At 71.0% G+C, this 16,622-nt stretch carries 12 protein-coding genes; 3 read left to right on the top strand and 9 right to left on the bottom strand.

Annotated features, from left to right (window positions below; all coding sequences use genetic code 11):
* The first annotated feature begins 199 nt into the window (after nt 1–199).
* Nucleotides 200–4,909 carry an FtsK/SpoIIIE domain-containing protein gene (locus tag ACWD02_RS37800; protein WP_451219817.1) on the top strand — a complete coding sequence of 1,570 codons (4,710 nt, stop codon included), beginning with the start codon at nt 200–202 and terminating at the stop codon, nt 4,907–4,909.
* A gap of 24 nt (nt 4,910–4,933) precedes the next feature.
* Here ACWD02_RS37800 and ACWD02_RS37795 read toward each other — a convergent pair whose 3' ends face one another.
* Nucleotides 4,934–6,646 carry a serine/threonine-protein kinase gene (locus tag ACWD02_RS37795; RefSeq protein WP_451219814.1) on the bottom strand — a complete coding sequence of 571 codons (1,713 nt, stop codon included), beginning with the start codon at nt 6,644–6,646 and terminating at the stop codon, nt 4,934–4,936.
* A 147-nt stretch (nt 6,647–6,793) separates the two neighbouring features.
* Nucleotides 6,794–7,702 (bottom strand): menaquinone biosynthetic enzyme MqnA/MqnD family protein, encoded by a 909-nt coding sequence (locus tag ACWD02_RS37790; protein ID WP_451219811.1) that lies wholly within the window; start codon nt 7,700–7,702, stop codon nt 6,794–6,796.
* A 312-nt stretch (nt 7,703–8,014) separates the two neighbouring features.
* On the opposite strand from ACWD02_RS37790, the gene ACWD02_RS37785 reads away from it, so the two are divergent.
* Nucleotides 8,015–8,218, top strand: a complete 204-nt coding sequence (locus ACWD02_RS37785; protein ID WP_006138897.1) for a cold-shock protein — start codon at nt 8,015–8,017, stop codon at nt 8,216–8,218.
* Between the two features lie 231 nt (nt 8,219–8,449).
* On the opposite strand, the gene ACWD02_RS37780 is transcribed toward ACWD02_RS37785, so the two are convergent.
* From ACWD02_RS37780 to ACWD02_RS37755, 6 genes are read right to left on the bottom strand one after another with little or no spacing between them, the layout of a single operon-like run.
* Nucleotides 8,450–9,247, bottom strand: a complete 798-nt coding sequence (locus tag ACWD02_RS37780) for an ABC transporter ATP-binding protein (protein ID WP_451219807.1) — start codon at nt 9,245–9,247, stop codon at nt 8,450–8,452.
* The gene (locus tag ACWD02_RS37775; RefSeq protein WP_451219804.1) at nt 9,248–10,207 is read right to left on the bottom strand and encodes an ABC transporter ATP-binding protein; all 960 of its coding nucleotides are present in this window, start codon (nt 10,205–10,207) and stop codon (nt 9,248–9,250) included.
* 3 nt (nt 10,208–10,210) lie between these two features.
* Nucleotides 10,211–11,059 (bottom strand): ABC transporter permease, encoded by an 849-nt coding sequence (locus tag ACWD02_RS37770; protein WP_451219801.1) that lies wholly within the window; start codon nt 11,057–11,059, stop codon nt 10,211–10,213.
* On the bottom strand, nt 11,059–12,006 hold the full coding sequence (locus ACWD02_RS37765) for an ABC transporter permease (protein WP_451219799.1): 948 nt from the start codon (nt 12,004–12,006) through the stop codon (nt 11,059–11,061). The genes ACWD02_RS37770 and ACWD02_RS37765 overlap by 1 nt, the downstream gene beginning before the upstream one ends.
* Before the next feature lie 9 nt (nt 12,007–12,015).
* Nucleotides 12,016–13,671: an ABC transporter substrate-binding protein gene (locus ACWD02_RS37760; RefSeq protein WP_451219796.1), complete on the bottom strand. Its 1,656-nt coding sequence runs from the start codon at nt 13,669–13,671 to the stop codon at nt 12,016–12,018.
* Nucleotides 13,668–14,837, bottom strand: a complete 1,170-nt coding sequence (locus tag ACWD02_RS37755) for a C45 family autoproteolytic acyltransferase/hydolase (protein ID WP_451219793.1) — start codon at nt 14,835–14,837, stop codon at nt 13,668–13,670. Before ACWD02_RS37755 ends, ACWD02_RS37760 begins: the two co-directional genes overlap by 4 nt.
* A gap of 109 nt (nt 14,838–14,946) precedes the next feature.
* On the opposite strand from ACWD02_RS37755, the gene ACWD02_RS37750 reads away from it, so the two are divergent.
* Complete coding sequence (locus tag ACWD02_RS37750) at nt 14,947–15,855, top strand: MurR/RpiR family transcriptional regulator (RefSeq protein ID WP_451219790.1); 909 nt, start codon at nt 14,947–14,949, stop codon at nt 15,853–15,855.
* A gap of 137 nt (nt 15,856–15,992) precedes the next feature.
* Here the strand turns inward: ACWD02_RS37750 and ACWD02_RS37745 are convergent, their stop codons facing one another.
* Nucleotides 15,993–16,574: a helix-turn-helix domain-containing protein gene (locus ACWD02_RS37745; protein ID WP_451219787.1), complete on the bottom strand. Its 582-nt coding sequence runs from the start codon at nt 16,572–16,574 to the stop codon at nt 15,993–15,995.
* Nucleotides 16,575–16,622: the final 48 nt, after the last annotated feature.

Genomic DNA, 16,622 nt, shown 5'->3' with positions numbered 1-16,622 from the left:
CAGCTTACGGGTGGGGCAGAAGTGAGCACACCCCGGTTGAGTCACAGCTCTGCTATGAGCTGGTGCACAGCCCGTTGCCTGCGGGAAGGGTGGAGCGGCTATCGTCACAGGCACTGTGGACAGCCTCACAGGCACTGTGGACCAGCCGCTGTGACCGCGTTCCGGAAGCGGTCAAAAGGGGCTCAAGGGGAGGACGATCGTGCGCCTGACTCTGACCGTCGTCGATCCGCTCGGCGGCGCGAACGCCGACGTCGTGCTCGACGCCGATCCTGAGTCCTCCGTGGGGGACATCGCCAAGGAGCTGGCCGCACAGGTGGGGTACGGCGGCGGCGACGCCCAGATCATCCCCATCGGCGGGCATCAACTCCAGCCCGGCACCGGCCAGGGCGGCGCGCCGATCGTCTTCGTGGACGGCTATCCCGTCGACGCCGCCGCGACGATCGGGACCTCCCCGCTGCGCGAGGGCGCCGTCGTCAGCCTGCACGATCCGGCGGGCTGCCTGCCCGGCGAGCCCACCGGTCTGGTCGAACTACGCGTCGCGGGCGGCCCCGCGGCCGGCGCGGTGCACCGGCTCGGGATCGGGCGCTACGACATCGGCAGCGGGCCCGCCTCGTACATCCGCGTCGATGACCCGGAACTGCCCTCTCGCGCCCTGACGTTGTCAGTTGCAACCGATGGCACCTGCCAAGTCGCCGTACATGGTGACAAAGGCGGCGTGACCCTCGACGGCAAGAGGTACGACGAACTCGAAGCAGAGGCCGAGAAGAACGAGAAGGGCAGCAAACCGGGCAAGAAGAGGAAGAAGAATGACGAGCTCGACTCGGCCGATGGTGACCGCGAGAGCAATTCGGGCGGGAATACGTGGAAGAAAGGGGAATGGCCGCTCGGTGCGCAGATCGCGGTCGGCAACACCCTTTTCGAACTCGACCGTTATACGGCACCCAATGCCGCGCTGAAATGGTCGGAGGACGGCGCCGGACTTGATTACAACCGGCCGCCCCGACTCCGTCCCCCCGAGCGTCAGACGAAATTCAGGCTGCCGAGTCCGGTACGCGACTTCGAGGCGCGCCCGCTGCCCTGGCTGATGGCGCTCACGCCGCTCGTCGGTGCCGTCGTATCCGTGATGATCTTCGGGCGCTGGTACTACCTGATCATGGCGCTGCTCAGCCCGCTGATCCTGTTCGGCAACTACTTCATGGACAAGAAGCACGGGCGCAAGTCCCATGCCAAGCAGGTCAAGGAGTACAACGAACACAAGGAGCGGATCGAGAGGGACGCCCAGGAAGCCCTCGTCGCCGAGCGGCTCGACAAGCGGCAGGCCATCCTCAGCCCGGCGGGCATCCTCTCCCTCAGCACCGGTCCCCGTACGCGCCTGTGGGAGCGGCGGCGGACCGACGGGGACCATCTGCTGATCCGCGTCGGCACCGGGCGGATCGACTCCGAGGTCGTCCTCGACGACCCCGAGCAGGACGACCACAAGCGCGAGGTCACCTGGAAGATCGAGGACGCGCCCGTCGCGCTCTCGCTGCGCGACCTCGGCGTGATCGGCATGGCCGGACCCGGCGACTCCGCGCAGGCGCTCGGCCGCTGGGCGGTCGCGCAGAGCGCGGTCCTGCACAGCCCGCTCGACGTCCAGTTCTACGTCCTGACCGAGAACTCCGCACGCGAGACCTGGGACTGGACGCGCTGGCTGCCGCACTCGCGGCCCTCCGGATCGCAGGACGCCAACGTGCTGATCGGGACGGACGCCGAGACCGTCGGCTCGCGCATCGGTGAGCTGACCCAGATACTCGCCGCCCGCCAGAAGGCCGCCAAGGAGAACAACCGGGGCGGCGCGGCCTCCTTCGGAGACCCCGACATCGTCGTGGTGTGGGACGGGTCCCGGCGGCTGCGGTCCATGCCCGGTGTGGTGAAGCTGCTGCGCGAGGGCCCCGCCGTTTCAATGTACGCGCTCTGCCTCGACGACGAGGAGCGCTTCCTGCCGGGCGAGTGCCAGGCCGTCGTGATCGCCGAGCCTCGGCCGGAGGAGATCAGCCTGCCGGCCCGGCCCACCGCGTCGGCCCCCGAGCCGGTCCCGGCGGCTCCCGGCGGTTTCCCCTCCTTCCAGGCCTGGCACCAGAGTGCCGACGACAACGAGCAGGGCGCCGACAAGCCCCTCGAACTGCGGCTGCGCGTCGAGCGGACCGACGCCGCCCGCATCCGTGACGTACGCCCCGACTTCGTCTCCCCCGCCTGGTGCGGACGCCTCGCCCGTGCGCTCTCGCCGCTGCGCGACATCAGCGGCGAGACCGAGGACTCGGCGCTGCCGGGGTCGAGCCGGCTTCTCGACGTGCTCCAGCTGGAGCCGCCGACGGCCGATCAGATCACCGCGCGCTGGCAGGTGAGCGGCCAGTCGACGATGGCCGTCATCGGTGAGTCGTACGACGGGCCCTTCGGCATCGACATGCGGCGCGACGGGCCGCACGGCCTGATCGCCGGTACGACCGGTTCCGGTAAGTCGGAGCTGCTGCAGACCATCGTGGCGGCGCTGGCCGTCGCCAATACGCCCGAGAACATGACCTTCGTCCTCGTGGACTACAAGGGTGGCTCCGCGTTCAAGGACTGCGTGAAGCTGCCGCACACGGTGGGCATGGTCACCGACCTCGACGCGCACCTCGTGGAGCGCGCCCTGGAGTCGCTCGGCGCCGAGCTCAAGCGGCGCGAGCACATCCTGGCCGCCGCCGACGCCAAGGACATCGAGGACTACCAGGATCTGGTGCGCCGCGATCCCTCGCACCCGCCCGTGCCCCGGCTCCTCATCGTCATCGACGAGTTCGCCTCCATGGTGCGTGACCTGCCCGACTTCGTGACGGGTCTGGTCAACATCGCCCAGCGTGGCCGTTCGCTCGGCATCCACCTGCTGCTCGCCACGCAGCGGCCCTCCGGTGTCGTGTCGCCCGAGATCCGCGCCAACACCAACCTCCGCATCGCCCTGCGCGTGACGGACGGCGCCGAGTCCGCCGACGTCATCGACGACCCGGCGGCGGGACACATCGCCAAGAGCACGCCCGGCCGCGCCTACGTCCGCCTCGGGCACGCCTCGCTCGTCCCCTTCCAGTCGGGGCGTGTCGGTGGCCGCAGGCCCGGCGCCACCGACCCCGCGCTGCTCGCGCCGTGGGCGGGTTCGCTCGGGTGGGAGGACCTCGGCCGTGCCGCACTCGTGAAGCCCAAGGCCGAGGCGCGCGAGGAGGAGGAGATCACCGACCTCAAGGTCCTCGTGGACGCCGTGCGCGACGCGAACGCGACGATGGGGATCCCCGCGCAGCACAGCCCGTGGCTGCCCGCGCTCTCCGAGACGCTCCAGCTCGACGAGATCCCGCGGCCCGCCGCGAGCGACAAGCCGGGCGCGCTCGCACCCGCGCCGTTCGGCCTCGAGGACATCCCCTCCGACCAGGCGCGCCGCCCGGTCGCGGTCAACTTCGACACGTTCGGGCACCTGCTCATCGGCGGCGCCCCGCGCAGTGGCCGCTCGCAGATCCTGCGGACGATCGCGGGCTCCATCGCCCGTACGCACTCGTCCGCCGACGTCCACCTCTACGGCATCGACTGCGGCAACGGCGCGCTCAACGCGCTGACGCGGCTTCCGCACTGCGGCGCCGTCGTCAGCCGTAACCAGACCGAGCGTGCGGTGCGGCTCATCACCCGGCTCAAGGGTGAGGTCACCCGCCGCCAGGACCTCCTTGCCGACAAGGGCTTCGCCGACATCGGCGAGCAGCGGGCCGCGGTGCCCGACGAGGAACGGCTCGCGCACATCGTCGTGCTCCTCGACCGCTGGGAGGGCTGGCTGCCCACCCTCGGCGAGTACGACCACGGTGAGCTGACCGACGAACTGCAGGCGATGATGCGCGAGGGCGCGAGCGTCGGCATCCACCTGGTCATCACCGGTGACCGCCAGGTCCTCATCGGCCGCATGGCCTCGCTCACCGAGGACAAGTACGGCCTGCGGCTCGCCGACCGCTCCGACTTCTCGATGCTCGGCATGAACGCGCGCAAGGTGCCGGAGGAGATCCCGCCGGGCCGCGGCTTCAAGAACGAGCACGGCACGGAGACGCAGTTCGCCCTCCTCTCCGAGGACTCCACGGGCCAGGGCCAGGCCGCGGCGCTCACCGAGATCGGCGAGGCGGCGGCCGTGCGGGACGCGGACGTGCCGCGCGCCCGCAAGCCGTTCCGCGTGGACAGCCTGCCGAGCCGCATCGGTTTCGCCGACGCGTGGGAGATGCGGGACCCGGACGCCTCGCGCTCCAAGCTCTGGGCGCTCGCGGGCATCGGCGGCGACGACATCATGGGCTTCGGTCCCGACCTCGCGCAGGGCGTGCCGACGTTCGTCGTCGCGGGTCCGGCCAAGTCGGGCCGCAGCACGACCCTGATGAACCTGGCGCGTTCGTACATGACGCAGGGCGTACGCCTCGTCATCGCCGCACCTCGCCCCTCGCCGCTGCGCGAACTGGAAGGCCAGGAAGGCATCCTGAAGGTCTTCAAGGACGACGACATCGAGAGCGACGACTTCAAGGAGGTCGTCGAGGACGCGTCGCCCGAGGACCCGATCATCTGGATCATCGACGACGGCGAGGTCCTGGAGGACTGCGACGCCGAGCGCGAGTTCAAGCGCCTGGTCCAGCGCGGCTCCGAGCGGGGCCTCGGCCTCATCATCGGCGGCGACGAGGAGGAGGTCTGCGGCGGCTTCTCCGGCTGGCAGGTGGAGGCGAAGAAGGGCCGCCGGGGCATCCTGCTCTCCCCGCAGGATTCGTCGAGCGGCGAACTGATCGGCATCCGGACGACCCGGAGCATGGTCGGCGGCCCCATCGCCCCGGGCAAGGGCCTCCTGCACACGGGCAGCGGGGAACCGGTCACGGTCACCACGCCGATGTGAGGGAGCGGGCGGGGCCCGGAGATCTCACTTCACGCGGGACATCCGGGCCTCGGGATTCCCCGACTCCGCGTTCTCGGAGAGGTACAGGAGATCGTCGGCCCTCGGGCGCAGGCGCACGGTGTGGGTGTTCTTCGTGCACTGTGCGGCGCTCTTCGCCTGGCCCTTCCCCTCGGCCACGATCTCCTTGTCCGTCACCGACTTCAGGGTCAGGTCCACCGCGCATTTCCCGCCCAGTTGGTCGGTCTGCGTCATGACGGCGAAGCGCTCGCCGACCTTGCCGCGCTCGACCTTGAGGCTGAACGTGCCCATCGGGACGGCGCCGTTCGCCGCGGTCGCCTGGCCTTCCCAGGTGCCGCGGTAGGAGGCGGGGACCTCGTCGCCGCCCTGGTCCGCGCCGTCGCCTCCGGGCTGCTCGCTCGCGGTCGCGGCCGGGGGCCGGTCTCCCGCGTCGCCCGCTCGGTCGTTCTCGTTGTCCGGGAGCAGGCCGAAGACGAAGACCGACCCGACCGTCACCGCGGCGAGCGCGCCCGCCACCCCCAGGACCAGCGTGCAACTGACCTTGCGGCCAAGCCCGTCGGCACCGCCCGGCGTGGACGTCGCGGCGACCGAGACGCTCACCCTGCCGGGCGTCCCCGAGGGCGCTGACGTCTGTGTGGGGACGTACGCGGGAGGGGCGGGGGTGGGTGTGGAGGGGGCGGCTGTGGAGGGGCTGGGGAACTGGGCGTAGGAGGGGTCCGGGGGGCCGAACGTGTTGCTCCGCTGTGCCTCGTGCGCCGGGGCGTGTGCGCTCGGCGGGCCGAACGGCACGGGGCCCGACTGCTGTTCCGCGACGCCGGCCCCCTCCGTCTCCAGGTCGAGGAGCCGCACCGCGCTCCTGCTGACCCGTTCGACCAGCGGGCCCGGCAGCCAGCCGGCCGCGACCAGGCCGGTCACACCCGAGGGCGCGAGTCGCCGTGCGATCTCCTTCGGCGCGGGGCGTGCTGCCGGGTCCTTGGCCAGGCACTGCCGGGCGACGTCCCGCAGCTCCCCTTCCAGCGGCCCGAGTTCCGGCTCCTCGTGCACGACCTTGTAGAGCAGCGAGGCGGACGAGTCGCCCGGGAACGGTGACGCCCCCGTCGCCGCGAACACCAGGACCGCCCCGAGCGAGAAGACGTCCGCCGCCCCGGCCACGCCCTTGCCGAGGATCTGCTCCGGCGACATGTAGCCGGGCGAGCCGACGGAGACTCCCGTCGACGTGAGCGAGGCGGTGCCGTCCGTAGCCCGTGCGATGCCGAAATCGATGAGCCGGGGCCCGTCCATCGTGAGCATGACGTTCGACGGCTTCACGTCACGGTGGACGAGGCCGAGACCGTGCACGTGGGCGAGCGCCTCGGACAGGCCCGCCACCAGTACGCGTACGGAATGGGCGGGGAGCGGGGACCGGTCGCGTACGGCCTCCGTGAGCGAGGGACCCGCCGCGTACCCCGTGGCCACCCACGGGACCGCCCCTTCCGGATCGGCGTCCAGGACCGGCGCGGTCCAGTCGCCGCCCACTCGCCGCGCCGCCTCCACCTCGCGCCGGAAGCGGGCGCGGAACTCCTCGTCGAGCGCGAAGTGCGGGTGGACGACCTTCACCGCGACCGTACGGCCGCCCGAGCTGCGACCCAGGTAGACCCGGCCCATGCCGCCCGAGCCGAGGCGCCCGAGCAGTCGGTAGGGCCCGATGACGGTCGGTTCACCGGGATCGAGCGGATGCATGACGAAGGCCTCCCCCGGACGCGCCGCACGGCCGCGGCCACCGAGCCGCGCGCATTGTCTGCAGCTCAGGGTAGTCCGCGGGCACGCCGGGCGGCCCCGGCAATCCCACCGCGTCCTGCGCGGGCCGCCTGCCGCGGAACCCGCCTGCTACCGCTGGGCCCCCAGCAGCTCCACCCGCACGTCCGCCGGGAACCCGGTCGTGTCGCCCACCCGGCGCGCGAACTCCGCGACGCCCTCCAACTGCGCGCTGCCGAACCGGAAGTCGAGCGTCGTGAAGTACTTCTCCAGGACCCCCGCGTCGAAGGCCTCCCAGCGCGCGGCCTGCTCGGAGACCTTGCCGACCTCTTCGAGCGAGAGGTCACGCGAGGACAGGAACGCCTTGTGCACCGCGCTCACCACGGCCGGCTCGCGCGCCGCGTAGTCCTTGCGCGCCGCCCAGACCGCGAAGACGAAAGGCAGTCCCGTCCAGTCCTTCCACATCTGGCCCAGGTCGTATACGTCCAGGCCGAGCCGCGGGGCGTCGATCAGGTTGGCCCGCAGCGCCGCGTCCCCGATCAGCACGGCGGCGTCCGCCTCCTGCATCATCACGCCGAGGTCGGGCGGGCACGTGTAGTAGTCGGGGCGCACACCGTGGCGCTCGGCGAGCAGCAGCTGCGCCAGGCGCACGGAGGTGCGCGAGGTCGAGCCGAGCGCGACCCTGGCGCCGTCCAGCTGGTCGAGAGGCACCTGCGAGACGATCACGCAGGACATCACCGGGCCGTCGCAGCCGACCGCGAGATCGGGGAAAGCGACGAGGTCGTCGGCGTTCTTGAGGAACTCGACGAGAGTCACGGGCGCGATATCGAGATCGCCCCGCACCAACTGCTCGCTGAGCTTCTCGGGGGTGTCCTTCGTGAGCTCGAAGTCGAGCAGCGTGCCGGTCCGCGCGAGCCCCCAGTACAGAGGCATGCAGTTCAGGAACTGAATGTGACCGACACGCGGCCGGGGGGTGCGGCGGTGACCGGGGAGCTGATCTGAGCCCTCCCCGGCGATGGCGTCAACGGGAGAATTGTCCACATCGGGGAGGCTAGCCCCCTTGCGGTACGGTGCAGAAAGCGGGGCCCCGATCCCGTACTTGTCAAGAGCTTTCGACCTGGCCCGTCAACCCCTCTGGGGGGTCCGTCAAACATCCGGGTGACGTGATCTTGCCCCCTATTGCATTCGGCTGCCTGCGTGCTAAGCTCGCCGCAAGTTGCAGTTTGGTTTCCCTTGCAGTACAGAGCCTGCGGAGCATGTGACCCGCGGGCTCTCGTCGTTTTCAGACTTATGCAGTTGTTTCAACAATCGCAGGTTCTGGAGCAGGGCAACCCTTTGGCCCAAGGAGGGCTTATGGCTACCGGAACCGTGAAGTGGTTCAACGCCGAAAAGGGCTTTGGATTCATCGCCCAGGAAGGCGGAGGCCCCGACGTCTTCGTCCACTACTCCGCGATCAACGCAAACGGCTTCCGCTCCCTTGAGGAGAACCAGGCCGTGAGCTTCGACGTCACGCAGGGCCCGAAGGGTCCGCAGGCGGAGAACGTCACCCCCATGTAGTGGGGCGCCCCATGCGAGTGGGGCGTGTGACAGTTCCGGTGACTTGATCCGGACATGGATAGCAGTACCCAAGGGGCCCTGCCTCCCGCGCGAGCGGAAGGCGGGGCCCCTGCCTTTTTCTGGCCCCTGGGCCTTGGGCTCCCCTTTTTCTGCCGGTCCGGTTGTGGCTGGGCGCGCAGTTCCCCGCGCCCCTTACGGGGTGGGCGCTGGGTGCGCAGTTCCCCGCGCCCCTTACGGGGCGCTCAGTGCTTCCTCGGGGTTCCAGTCCTTCCTTGGGACCGATGCCAGGAGCCTCGTCGTGTACGGGGCCTTCGGTGCTGTGAGCACCCGGTTCGTGGGGCCCTGTTCCACCACCCTGCCTCTGCGCATCACCAGGACCTCGTCCGTGATGTGCTGGACGACTGCCAGGTCGTGGCTGACGAAGACCAGGGCCACCCCGGTGTCCCGGCGGATCTCGCCGAGGAGCTGGAGGATCTGGGCCTGGATCGACACGTCGAGTGCCGCCACCGCCTCGTCCAGGACGAGGACTTGGGGGTCCACCGCCAGGGCCCGCGCGATGGCCAGGCGTTGGCGCTGGCCGCCGGAGAGTTCGCGGGGGCGGGCGCCGGCCTCGCGGGTGCCGAGGCCCACCTGGTCCAGGAGCCCCGCCGCCAGGGCCTCGTCCCTGCCGTGCAGGCGCAGGGCCGTGCGCAGGCACTGGGCGGAGGTGAGGCGGGGGTCGAGGGAGAGGTAGGGGTCCTGGAAGACCATCTGGATCTCCCTGGCCCTGGCCAGGCGTGCGGCTCGCTTCCGGGGCGTACGGGCCTCGCGGGGGCGGCCCAGCACCGTCACCGTGCCGGAGTCCTGGCGTGCCAGGCCCACCAGCATGCGGGCGACCGTGGTCTTGCCGGAGCCCGATTCGCCCACGATGCCCGTGGAGCCGCCCGGCCCGACGGTGAACGTCACGTTGTCGGCCGCCTGGTGGCGTCCGCCGCCCGGCAGGGGGTAGCTCTTGCTGAGGCTGTTCACCGTCAGCAGGTCGGTGCTCATTTAACGGCTCACCTCGGTCGCATCGGTGCTCGTCGCACGCATGGCCTCCACCGCGCAGGCCACCGTCCCGTCGTCGTCCAGCCGGAACTGTTCCGGAGTCCACGTCTCGCACGCCTCCTCCGCGTCCCCGCAGCGCGCCACGAACGGGCAGCCCGGGAACGTGTCCGAGAGGGACGGCGGGCGGCCCGGGATCGGGCGGAGGGTGTGGGCCGTCTCACCCAGGGTGGGCGAGCAGGCGAGCAGACCCCGTGTGTAGGGGTGCGCCGGGGTGTCGAACAGGGCCTTCGCCGAACGCTGTTCCACCACCCGGCCCGCGTACATGACGTACACGCGGTCGCAGTACGCGGCCGCCAGGTGCAGGTCGTGGGTGATGAAGAGGAGGCCCAGGTCCCGGGTGGCCCGCAGATCGCGCAGGAGGGCGAGGATCTCCGCCTGCGTCGTGACGTCCAGGGCGCTGGTCGCCTCGTCCGCGAGGAGCAGGCTCGGCTCCGCGGCAAGCGCGCCCGCGATGACCACGCGTTGCAGCATGCCGCCGGAGAGCTCGTGCGGGCGCTGGCGTACACGGTGTGCGGGGTCCGAGAGGCCGACGGTGCCGAGCAGTTCGACCGCCTGCTCGCGGGTCGCCCCGCGCTCGGTCAGGAAGTCACCGATGCGGCGCACCGGGTTGAGGGCGGCGCGGGGGTCCTGGTGGACCATGGCCACGGTCCGCGCCCGGTGGGTTCGCAGGGCCTCGCCCTTGAGGGTGAGGACTTCGGCGCCGTTCACCCGGACGGAGCCCGAGGTCGTCGCGCCCGCCGGAAGGAGGCCGAGCGCCGCCTTCGCCGTGGTCGACTTGCCGGAGCCCGACTCGCCGACCAGGCCGACGACTTCGCCGGGCCGGACGGTGAGCGACACCGATTCGAGGAGCGGTCTGGCCGCTCCGGGCACCCGCAGGGTGAGGTCTTCGACATCGAGCAGCATGGGTCACTGCCTCCCTAGCCGGTCGGCGGCCCAGACCCCGACCACGTTGAAGGACACGACGACCAGGGCGATGGCCGTGCCGGGGACGAGCGCCGGGAGCAGCGCGCCCTGGACCACGGCCGCCTGCCCCTCCTGCACCATCAAGCCCCAGTCGGACGACGGGGGCTGGGCGCCGAAGCCCAGGTAGGAGAGGGTCGCAAGCGACATGAGTGCTTCGCCGAAGAGGACGACCAGGTAGCCGAGGATCGCGCGGCCCAGGTTCGGGACCAGGTGCGCGACGCAGATGCGCGCGCCGCCCATCCCCTGCACCCGGTAGGCGTCCACGTACGGCTTGCGGGCCTCCGAAAGGGCCAGTGAGCGCACGTACTTGGCGATCGTGGGGGTGAAGGCGAGGCCCAGGGCCAGTACGGACGTCGTCATGCCCGCGCCGAAGACGGCGATGATCAGGACGGTGAACAGCAGGCCCGGGAACGCGTACATCACGTCCGTGATCCGCGAGACCAGCGCGTCCACCCATCCCCCGCGCCACGCGGCGAGCACGCCCAGCGTGACACCGAGCACGGCCGCGACGGCGAGGAGCAGGATCGGGGCGATCAGGCTCGTGCGGGTGCCGTACAGCGCGCGGGACAGGAGGTCCTGGCCGGATGAGTCGGTTCCCAGGAGGTGGTCGCCCGATGTTCCGGCCAGGGATGCGGAGAGGTCGATCGCGTCGGGGGCGTAGGGCGCCAGGAGCGGTGCGAACACCGCTGCCAGGACGACCAGGCCGAGCAGGGCCGCGGCCACCATCACCCCTACGGGGCGTCGGCGTCGTACGACCAGGGGCGCGAGCCCCACAGCTGCGGTGGAAGCCATCAGGACCGTGCCTCCTTCACGCGCGGGTCGAGCAGCGGGTGGACCACGTCCACCAGCGTCGTCACCACGATGTAGCCGGTGACCATGAGCAGCAGGACCGCTTGCGCCACCGGGAAGTCGTGCGTGTTGATCGCGCCCACGAGGAGTGAGCCGATTCCGCTGATGCCGAACGCCGTCTCCACGACCACCGTGCCCGCGAGCATGCCCGCCATGACGAGTCCGCACATCGTGATGATCGGCCCGAGCGCGTTGCGCAGGACGTGCCGCCGGATGATGTCCCTTTCGGGCACGCCGGATGCGCGGGCCGCCTCCACGTGGTCGGACGCGGAGGCGTCCGCCATCGCCTGCCGGGTGACCCGGCTGATGATGGCGAGGGCACCGAGCGCCAACGACAGTGCGGGCAGCGTCAGATGGTGCAGTGTGCCGCCGAAGCCCTCTCCCGAGCCGGAGACCGGGAACCACCCCAGCTGTACGCCGAAGAGGGAGACCAGGGCGATGGCCGCCACGAAGGACGGCACCGAGGCCGCGAGTGTCGTGCCCCCGACCACCGCCGAGTCCACCCACGTGGACCGCTTGACCGCGGCCAGGATGCCGGCGCCGACGCCCAGGACGACGAACAACACCGTGGCGTAGGCGACGAGTTGCAGGGTCGTGGGGAAGCGGGCCGTCACCAGGTCGGCCACCTGGTCGCTGTACTTGAAGGAGCGGCCCAGGTCGAAGTGGACGCAGTCCCACAGCCACCGGCCGTACTGGACGACCAGCGGCTCGTCTAGGTGGTACTGCGCGCGCACCTGCGCCAGGCGCTCCGGTGTCAGCTTGTCCCGGCCGCCCGCGAGGAACACCGCGGGATCACCCGGCGCCGCGTACACGGCGGCGAAGATGACGAACGAGGCGGCGAAGAGGGTCGCGACGAGACCCGCGAGCCGACGTGAGATCCGAGCGAGCACGTCTCTCACCTAGCCCTTCTTCAGGCCGAGTTCGGCGGCCCACGGGTAGTAGAGGTAGGCCTGTGAGGCGGGCGGGCCCGTCAGCTTGTCGCTGACGACGAGGGCCGTCGGGACCTGCGCGACGGAGATCCAGACCCCCGCGTCCACGAACCGCTTCTGTACGTCGATCGCGAGCTCGGCCCGCTTGGCGTCGTCCAGGGTGCTCAGCGCCTGCCGGACCTTCTTGTCGTACGTCGCGTCCTTGAAGCCGACCCAGTTGTTGGACGAGTCGGAGAGGCCGTTGTCGTAGAAGCCCATGGGGTCGGCCTTGGAGATGTACCAGTCGCCGACAAGGACGTCGATGTCGGCCCGTGCGGACGGATCGCTGTAGAACTCCTCGAACTGGGCCGTCGGCACGGTCTTGATCTGACCCTTGAGCCCGATGCGCTGGAGCGCGGAACGCACGGCGTTCGCGACGACCGTCCGTCCCTGGCTGCTGTCCGTGCCGATCACGATGGGATCGGTCGGTGCGCCCGCCTCCTTCACCAGCTCCTTGGCCTCGGCGAGGTCGTCGGCGGTCGGGGTGGCGGGGGCCGCGGCTGCCAGCTTCTTCTGCGCGGCCTCGAACGCGGGCTTCTCGTATCCCCAGGCGCCGGAGCCGACCGGGGTGGCCCATGGCTGGACGAGGCCGCCGTACCCGGACCTCGCGATGCCCGCTCGGTCGATCGCGAGGGACAGGGCCCGCCGGATCTGCGGGTCCTTCAGGCCGCCGCGGGCCGTGGGGATGAGCACGAGGGACGCCGTGGAGGGGCCGTAGTGCTGGTCGAGGCCCTTGCTGGTGCGCAGGGCGGAGGCGGTGTTCGGGGATTCGGCGTACGTCCCGTCGGCGGCGCCGGTCTTCAGGGCGTTGACCAGCGCGCTGTCGGAGGCCCAGCGGAAGGTGACCTGGCGGGTGAGCGGCTTCGTGCCCCAGTAGCCGTCGTACGCCCCGATGGTGATCGAGTCGCCGGACTTCCAGCTCTTGAGCTCGTACGGGCCGCTGCACGCGTCGCCCTGCCCCGGCGTACCGAAGTCCTCGCCCGCGTCGCTCACTTGCTCCTTGTTCCAGACGACGCCCGCGTCGCCCGCGAGTGCCTTCGTGAAGAGCGCGTCGGGGGACTTGAAGCGGATGGTGATCTCGCGGTCGCCGGTCTTCTTCATGGACTTGACGTTGCCGAACTCGTCGGCCTGCTCCATGTCCGGGTCGGCGTGCCGCTTCAGCGACCAGAGCACGTCCTCGGCGGTCAGCTTCGAGCCGTCGTGGAAGGTGACGCCGTCCCGCAGGCTCAGGACGAGCGTCTTGTCGTCGGGCGTACGGGCCTTCTCGGCGAGGAAGGGCTTCGTCGTCATGTCGGGCTGCAGTTGATAGAGCCGCTCGCAGACGTTCGTGAGGACGACGCGGCCCGCGCTCGTGCCCTGGGTGTCGAGGTCGAGCGAGTCCGGCTCGTCCTCGAGGAGCCAGTCCGCCTTGTCCAGCGGTCCTTCGGCGTCGGCGGTCGTCGCGCTCAGCTTCAGCTCGGCCGCGTCGGCGGGCTTTCCTCCGGTGGCGGACGTGTCGGCGCCGCTGCAGCCGGCGACGGCGAGGAGCGTGGCGGTGGCGAGGCCCGCGACCAGCGGACGCCTCGGGATGGTCCTGGTCGTCGTCATCTGTTGTCTCCGTACGGGCCGTCGTAGAGGTTCCAGGGCATGTGCTGGTAATCGCGGTCGCAGGGGGTGCCGGCGGTGACGTGGTAGTCGCCGCTCGTCAGGTCGACGCAGGAGGAGACGAGCGTGGACCAGTGCTTGACCTCGGGCTTGCGCGGGTCGGGGTGGGTGCAGAGCGACTCGGGGTGGCCGAGGTGGTCGGACATGGCCTGCTTGATGATCTTGCGGGACTCGTCTGCGCCGGTGGAGGAGCGCAGGGCGCCGAGGCCCTGTTCGGCGCGGGGGACGCGGACCAGCGAATCGGATGACATGGGGCGGTAGTGCGCGGCGATCGCGGCGGGGACGCCTGCCTGGTAGTGGTTGCCGTGCACGAGGAGTCCGTCGGTGGGATACATCCAGCCGTGCCCCGCCGGGGTGGTCTCCAGGTCGACGGCGAAGCCCTCTCGGCAGGTCAGCAGGGCGTTGGACGCGATGTGCGCGCGGGTGCGGCAGAGCACGTCGAGGGCGTCGGTGATGGTGTGCTGGTCCAGGACACTGCGGCGTACGACGGTCTGGGGGAGGCCGATCGCGTCGCTGAAGCGGCCGCCGAGGCCGTTCGCGTTGAGGGCGATGCCCGCCGAGTTGGCGCCCTGGCGCCCGATCTGGCCCGCCTCGACCTGCATGATCAGGGTCGGGTGCGGTGGCTGGACGATGCGCAGCATGACGACGGTGTCGGCGACTCCGGCCCGCCAGTCCCAGTTCTGCCCGGCCCACACGTGGCCGTCGCCGCTGGCCTCTCCGTAGGCGGCGAAGCTGGTGCAGCCCTCGGCGGGTTCCTCGCTCTCCTTGGCCGTACTCTCCTTGGCCGTACTCTCCTTGGCCATGTCGGCGAACGAGCGGTCGTAGATGACCTCACCGCGGGCGTTGAGGGCGAGGATGTCGGGGAGGTCCACTCCGGCGCCCTCGGCGATCCCGCGCATCTCCTCCAGGAGGTGGGGCGCGTAGTCGCGGACCGGCTCCAGCCAGCGGGCCGCGCGGGCGGTGACCTGGTCCCAGGTCAGGCCGGACGACTGGCCGAACGCCTCCTCGTAATAGGCGAGGGCGGCGTGCAGCTGCGGGCGGACGGCCTCGCCGTACTGGCGGCCGCGGCCGACCGGGGTGCCGGATATCTCGATGAGGGGCAGTGCCATTGTTCTCCTCGCGACGGAGAGCTGCTGTAACGTTGGTTACGAGATGCTCTCCCTTTGGAATGCGTTGCCCAGGAGAGTAACGGCCATCACACGAGAGTCAATAGCTGTAATGGAAATTTCAGAGGATCAGCCGGGCTCCGGCGCGGGGCTCGCGCGGCTGCGGGCGGCCGTGCGCGACCAGTGGGAGACCCTCTCCACGTCCGAGCGGGCCGTCGCGCAGTACGTGGTCAGCGCTCCCGCCGAGTCGCTGCTCTTCGCGAGCGCGCAGGAGCTGGGCGCGGCGAGCGGGACCAGCAACGCGACGGTGGTCCGCGCCATGCAGCGCCTCGGGTACGCGGGCCTGCCCGCGCTCAAGCGGGAACTGGCGTCGGACTTCACGTCGGCGGTGCCGCCCGAGGTGCGCCTGCAGCAGCGCATCGCGCATGTGGGGCGGGACCTGGACGACATCTGGGGCGATGTCTTCGACGAGGCCCAGGAGCGCATCGAGCACGCGCGGCGCCTGACGCCGGGCGAGGCGCTGCGGGACGCCGTGGGCTTCCTCGCCGAAGCCCCGGAGATCCACTGCTACGGCATCGCGGCGTCCGAACTCGCCGCGCGGCACCTGGCGTTGGCGCTCGGCAGGATCGGCCGCCGGGCCCGCTACTTCGGGGACACGGGCTTCGCCCTCGCCGACCGCCTGCTCGCCGTGCGGCAGGGCGACGCCGTGGTGATCTTCCAGCCGGGGCGTGCGCTGACCGAGCTGACGGTGCTGATCGAGCGGGCGCGGGCGGTGGGGGCGCGGGTCGTGCTGGTCACGGACGAACTGGCGGAGCTGTACGGGGCGCGGGTGGACGCGGTCCTGACGGCGCCGCATACGCCTACCGGGATCACTACGGAGGCGCTGACCGCGCTGGTGGTGGCGGATGCGTTGCTGCTGGCGCTGACGACGCTTGACGAGGGCCTGGCGGTGGAGACCTCGCATCAACTTACGGCGCTGCGCGAGCAGTTGCTGGCCTCTAGGCCTCGGAAGGGTACGTAGCTCGGCCCCCGCTTCTCGGCTCGTGCCTAGCTTCGCCCGGCCCCCCTTCGGCGTGTGCCTAGCTCAGCCCGGCTTCTCGGCTGCCGCGTCGTCGTGGCTGGTCGCGCCGTTCCTCGCGGCCCTTTGGGGCGCTCGCTCTACGTGTGTTGCATGATCAGGACGAATGTCGTCCCCGGGGCCAGTGCCTCGTACAGGTGGGGGACGTCTCCCCGGTATGACATGTAGTCGCCGGCGGACAGTTCCACCGTCTCGTCTCGTGGGCCGGCGAGCAGGCGTCCCGTGCTGACCACCAGGTGCTCCACCGAGCCGGGAATGTGCGGGTCGGACTCCCGTGCGGAACCCGGCTCCATCGCCCCGTGGTAGATGTCGCGCCGCACACCGGCGGGTCCCGCCGACAGCAACGTCCCCGCGTATGACGCGCGCTCGGCGTGCATCGTCGGGCCCTGCCCGGCCCTGATCACCGTCACCTCCGGCGCGGGCGACTCCACCAGCACGCTGAACGGCACGCCGAGCGCCACCGCCAGGGCCCACAGCGTCTCGATGCCGGGGTTTCCCGTGGCCGCCTCCAGCTGGGACAGCGTCGACTTCGCGACGCCCGCGCGCTTGGCCAGCTCGGAGAGGGAGAGACCCGCCTTGACCCGCTCCCGGCGCAGCGCGGCCGCGACCCACTCACGGGGCAGCCGGGACCGGGCGGTGCCGCCGCCCTTGCCGTCAGTCATGCCGTACCGCTCCCTCGCCTTTGAGCCCCTCTGAGCCCATCGAGCCCC

Source organism: Streptomyces sp. NPDC002853 (assembly GCF_053591915.1).
The sequence above is the reverse complement of the archived record's forward strand: the minus strand, read 5'-3'. Positions and strand labels throughout refer to the sequence as shown.

What these genes read in the sequence shown, in the direction of transcription:
- ACWD02_RS37795 (WP_451219814.1), bottom strand. Translation starts at nt 6,646, where the DNA reads ATGCATCCGCTCGATCCCGGTGAACCGACCGTCATCGGGCCCTACCGA.
- ACWD02_RS37785 (WP_006138897.1), top strand. Translation starts at nt 8,015, where the DNA reads ATGGCTACCGGAACCGTGAAGTGGTTCAACGCCGAAAAGGGCTTTGGA.
- ACWD02_RS37780 (WP_451219807.1), bottom strand. Translation starts at nt 9,247, where the DNA reads ATGAGCACCGACCTGCTGACGGTGAACAGCCTCAGCAAGAGCTACCCC.
- ACWD02_RS37775 (WP_451219804.1), bottom strand. Translation starts at nt 10,207, where the DNA reads ATGCTGCTCGATGTCGAAGACCTCACCCTGCGGGTGCCCGGAGCGGCC.
- ACWD02_RS37770 (WP_451219801.1), bottom strand. Translation starts at nt 11,059, where the DNA reads ATGGCTTCCACCGCAGCTGTGGGGCTCGCGCCCCTGGTCGTACGACGC.
- ACWD02_RS37760 (WP_451219796.1), bottom strand. Translation starts at nt 13,671, where the DNA reads ATGACGACGACCAGGACCATCCCGAGGCGTCCGCTGGTCGCGGGCCTC.
- ACWD02_RS37755 (WP_451219793.1), bottom strand. Translation starts at nt 14,837, where the DNA reads ATGGCACTGCCCCTCATCGAGATATCCGGCACCCCGGTCGGCCGCGGC.
- ACWD02_RS37750 (WP_451219790.1), top strand. Translation starts at nt 14,947, where the DNA reads ATGGAAATTTCAGAGGATCAGCCGGGCTCCGGCGCGGGGCTCGCGCGG.
- ACWD02_RS37745 (WP_451219787.1), bottom strand. Translation starts at nt 16,574, where the DNA reads ATGACTGACGGCAAGGGCGGCGGCACCGCCCGGTCCCGGCTGCCCCGT.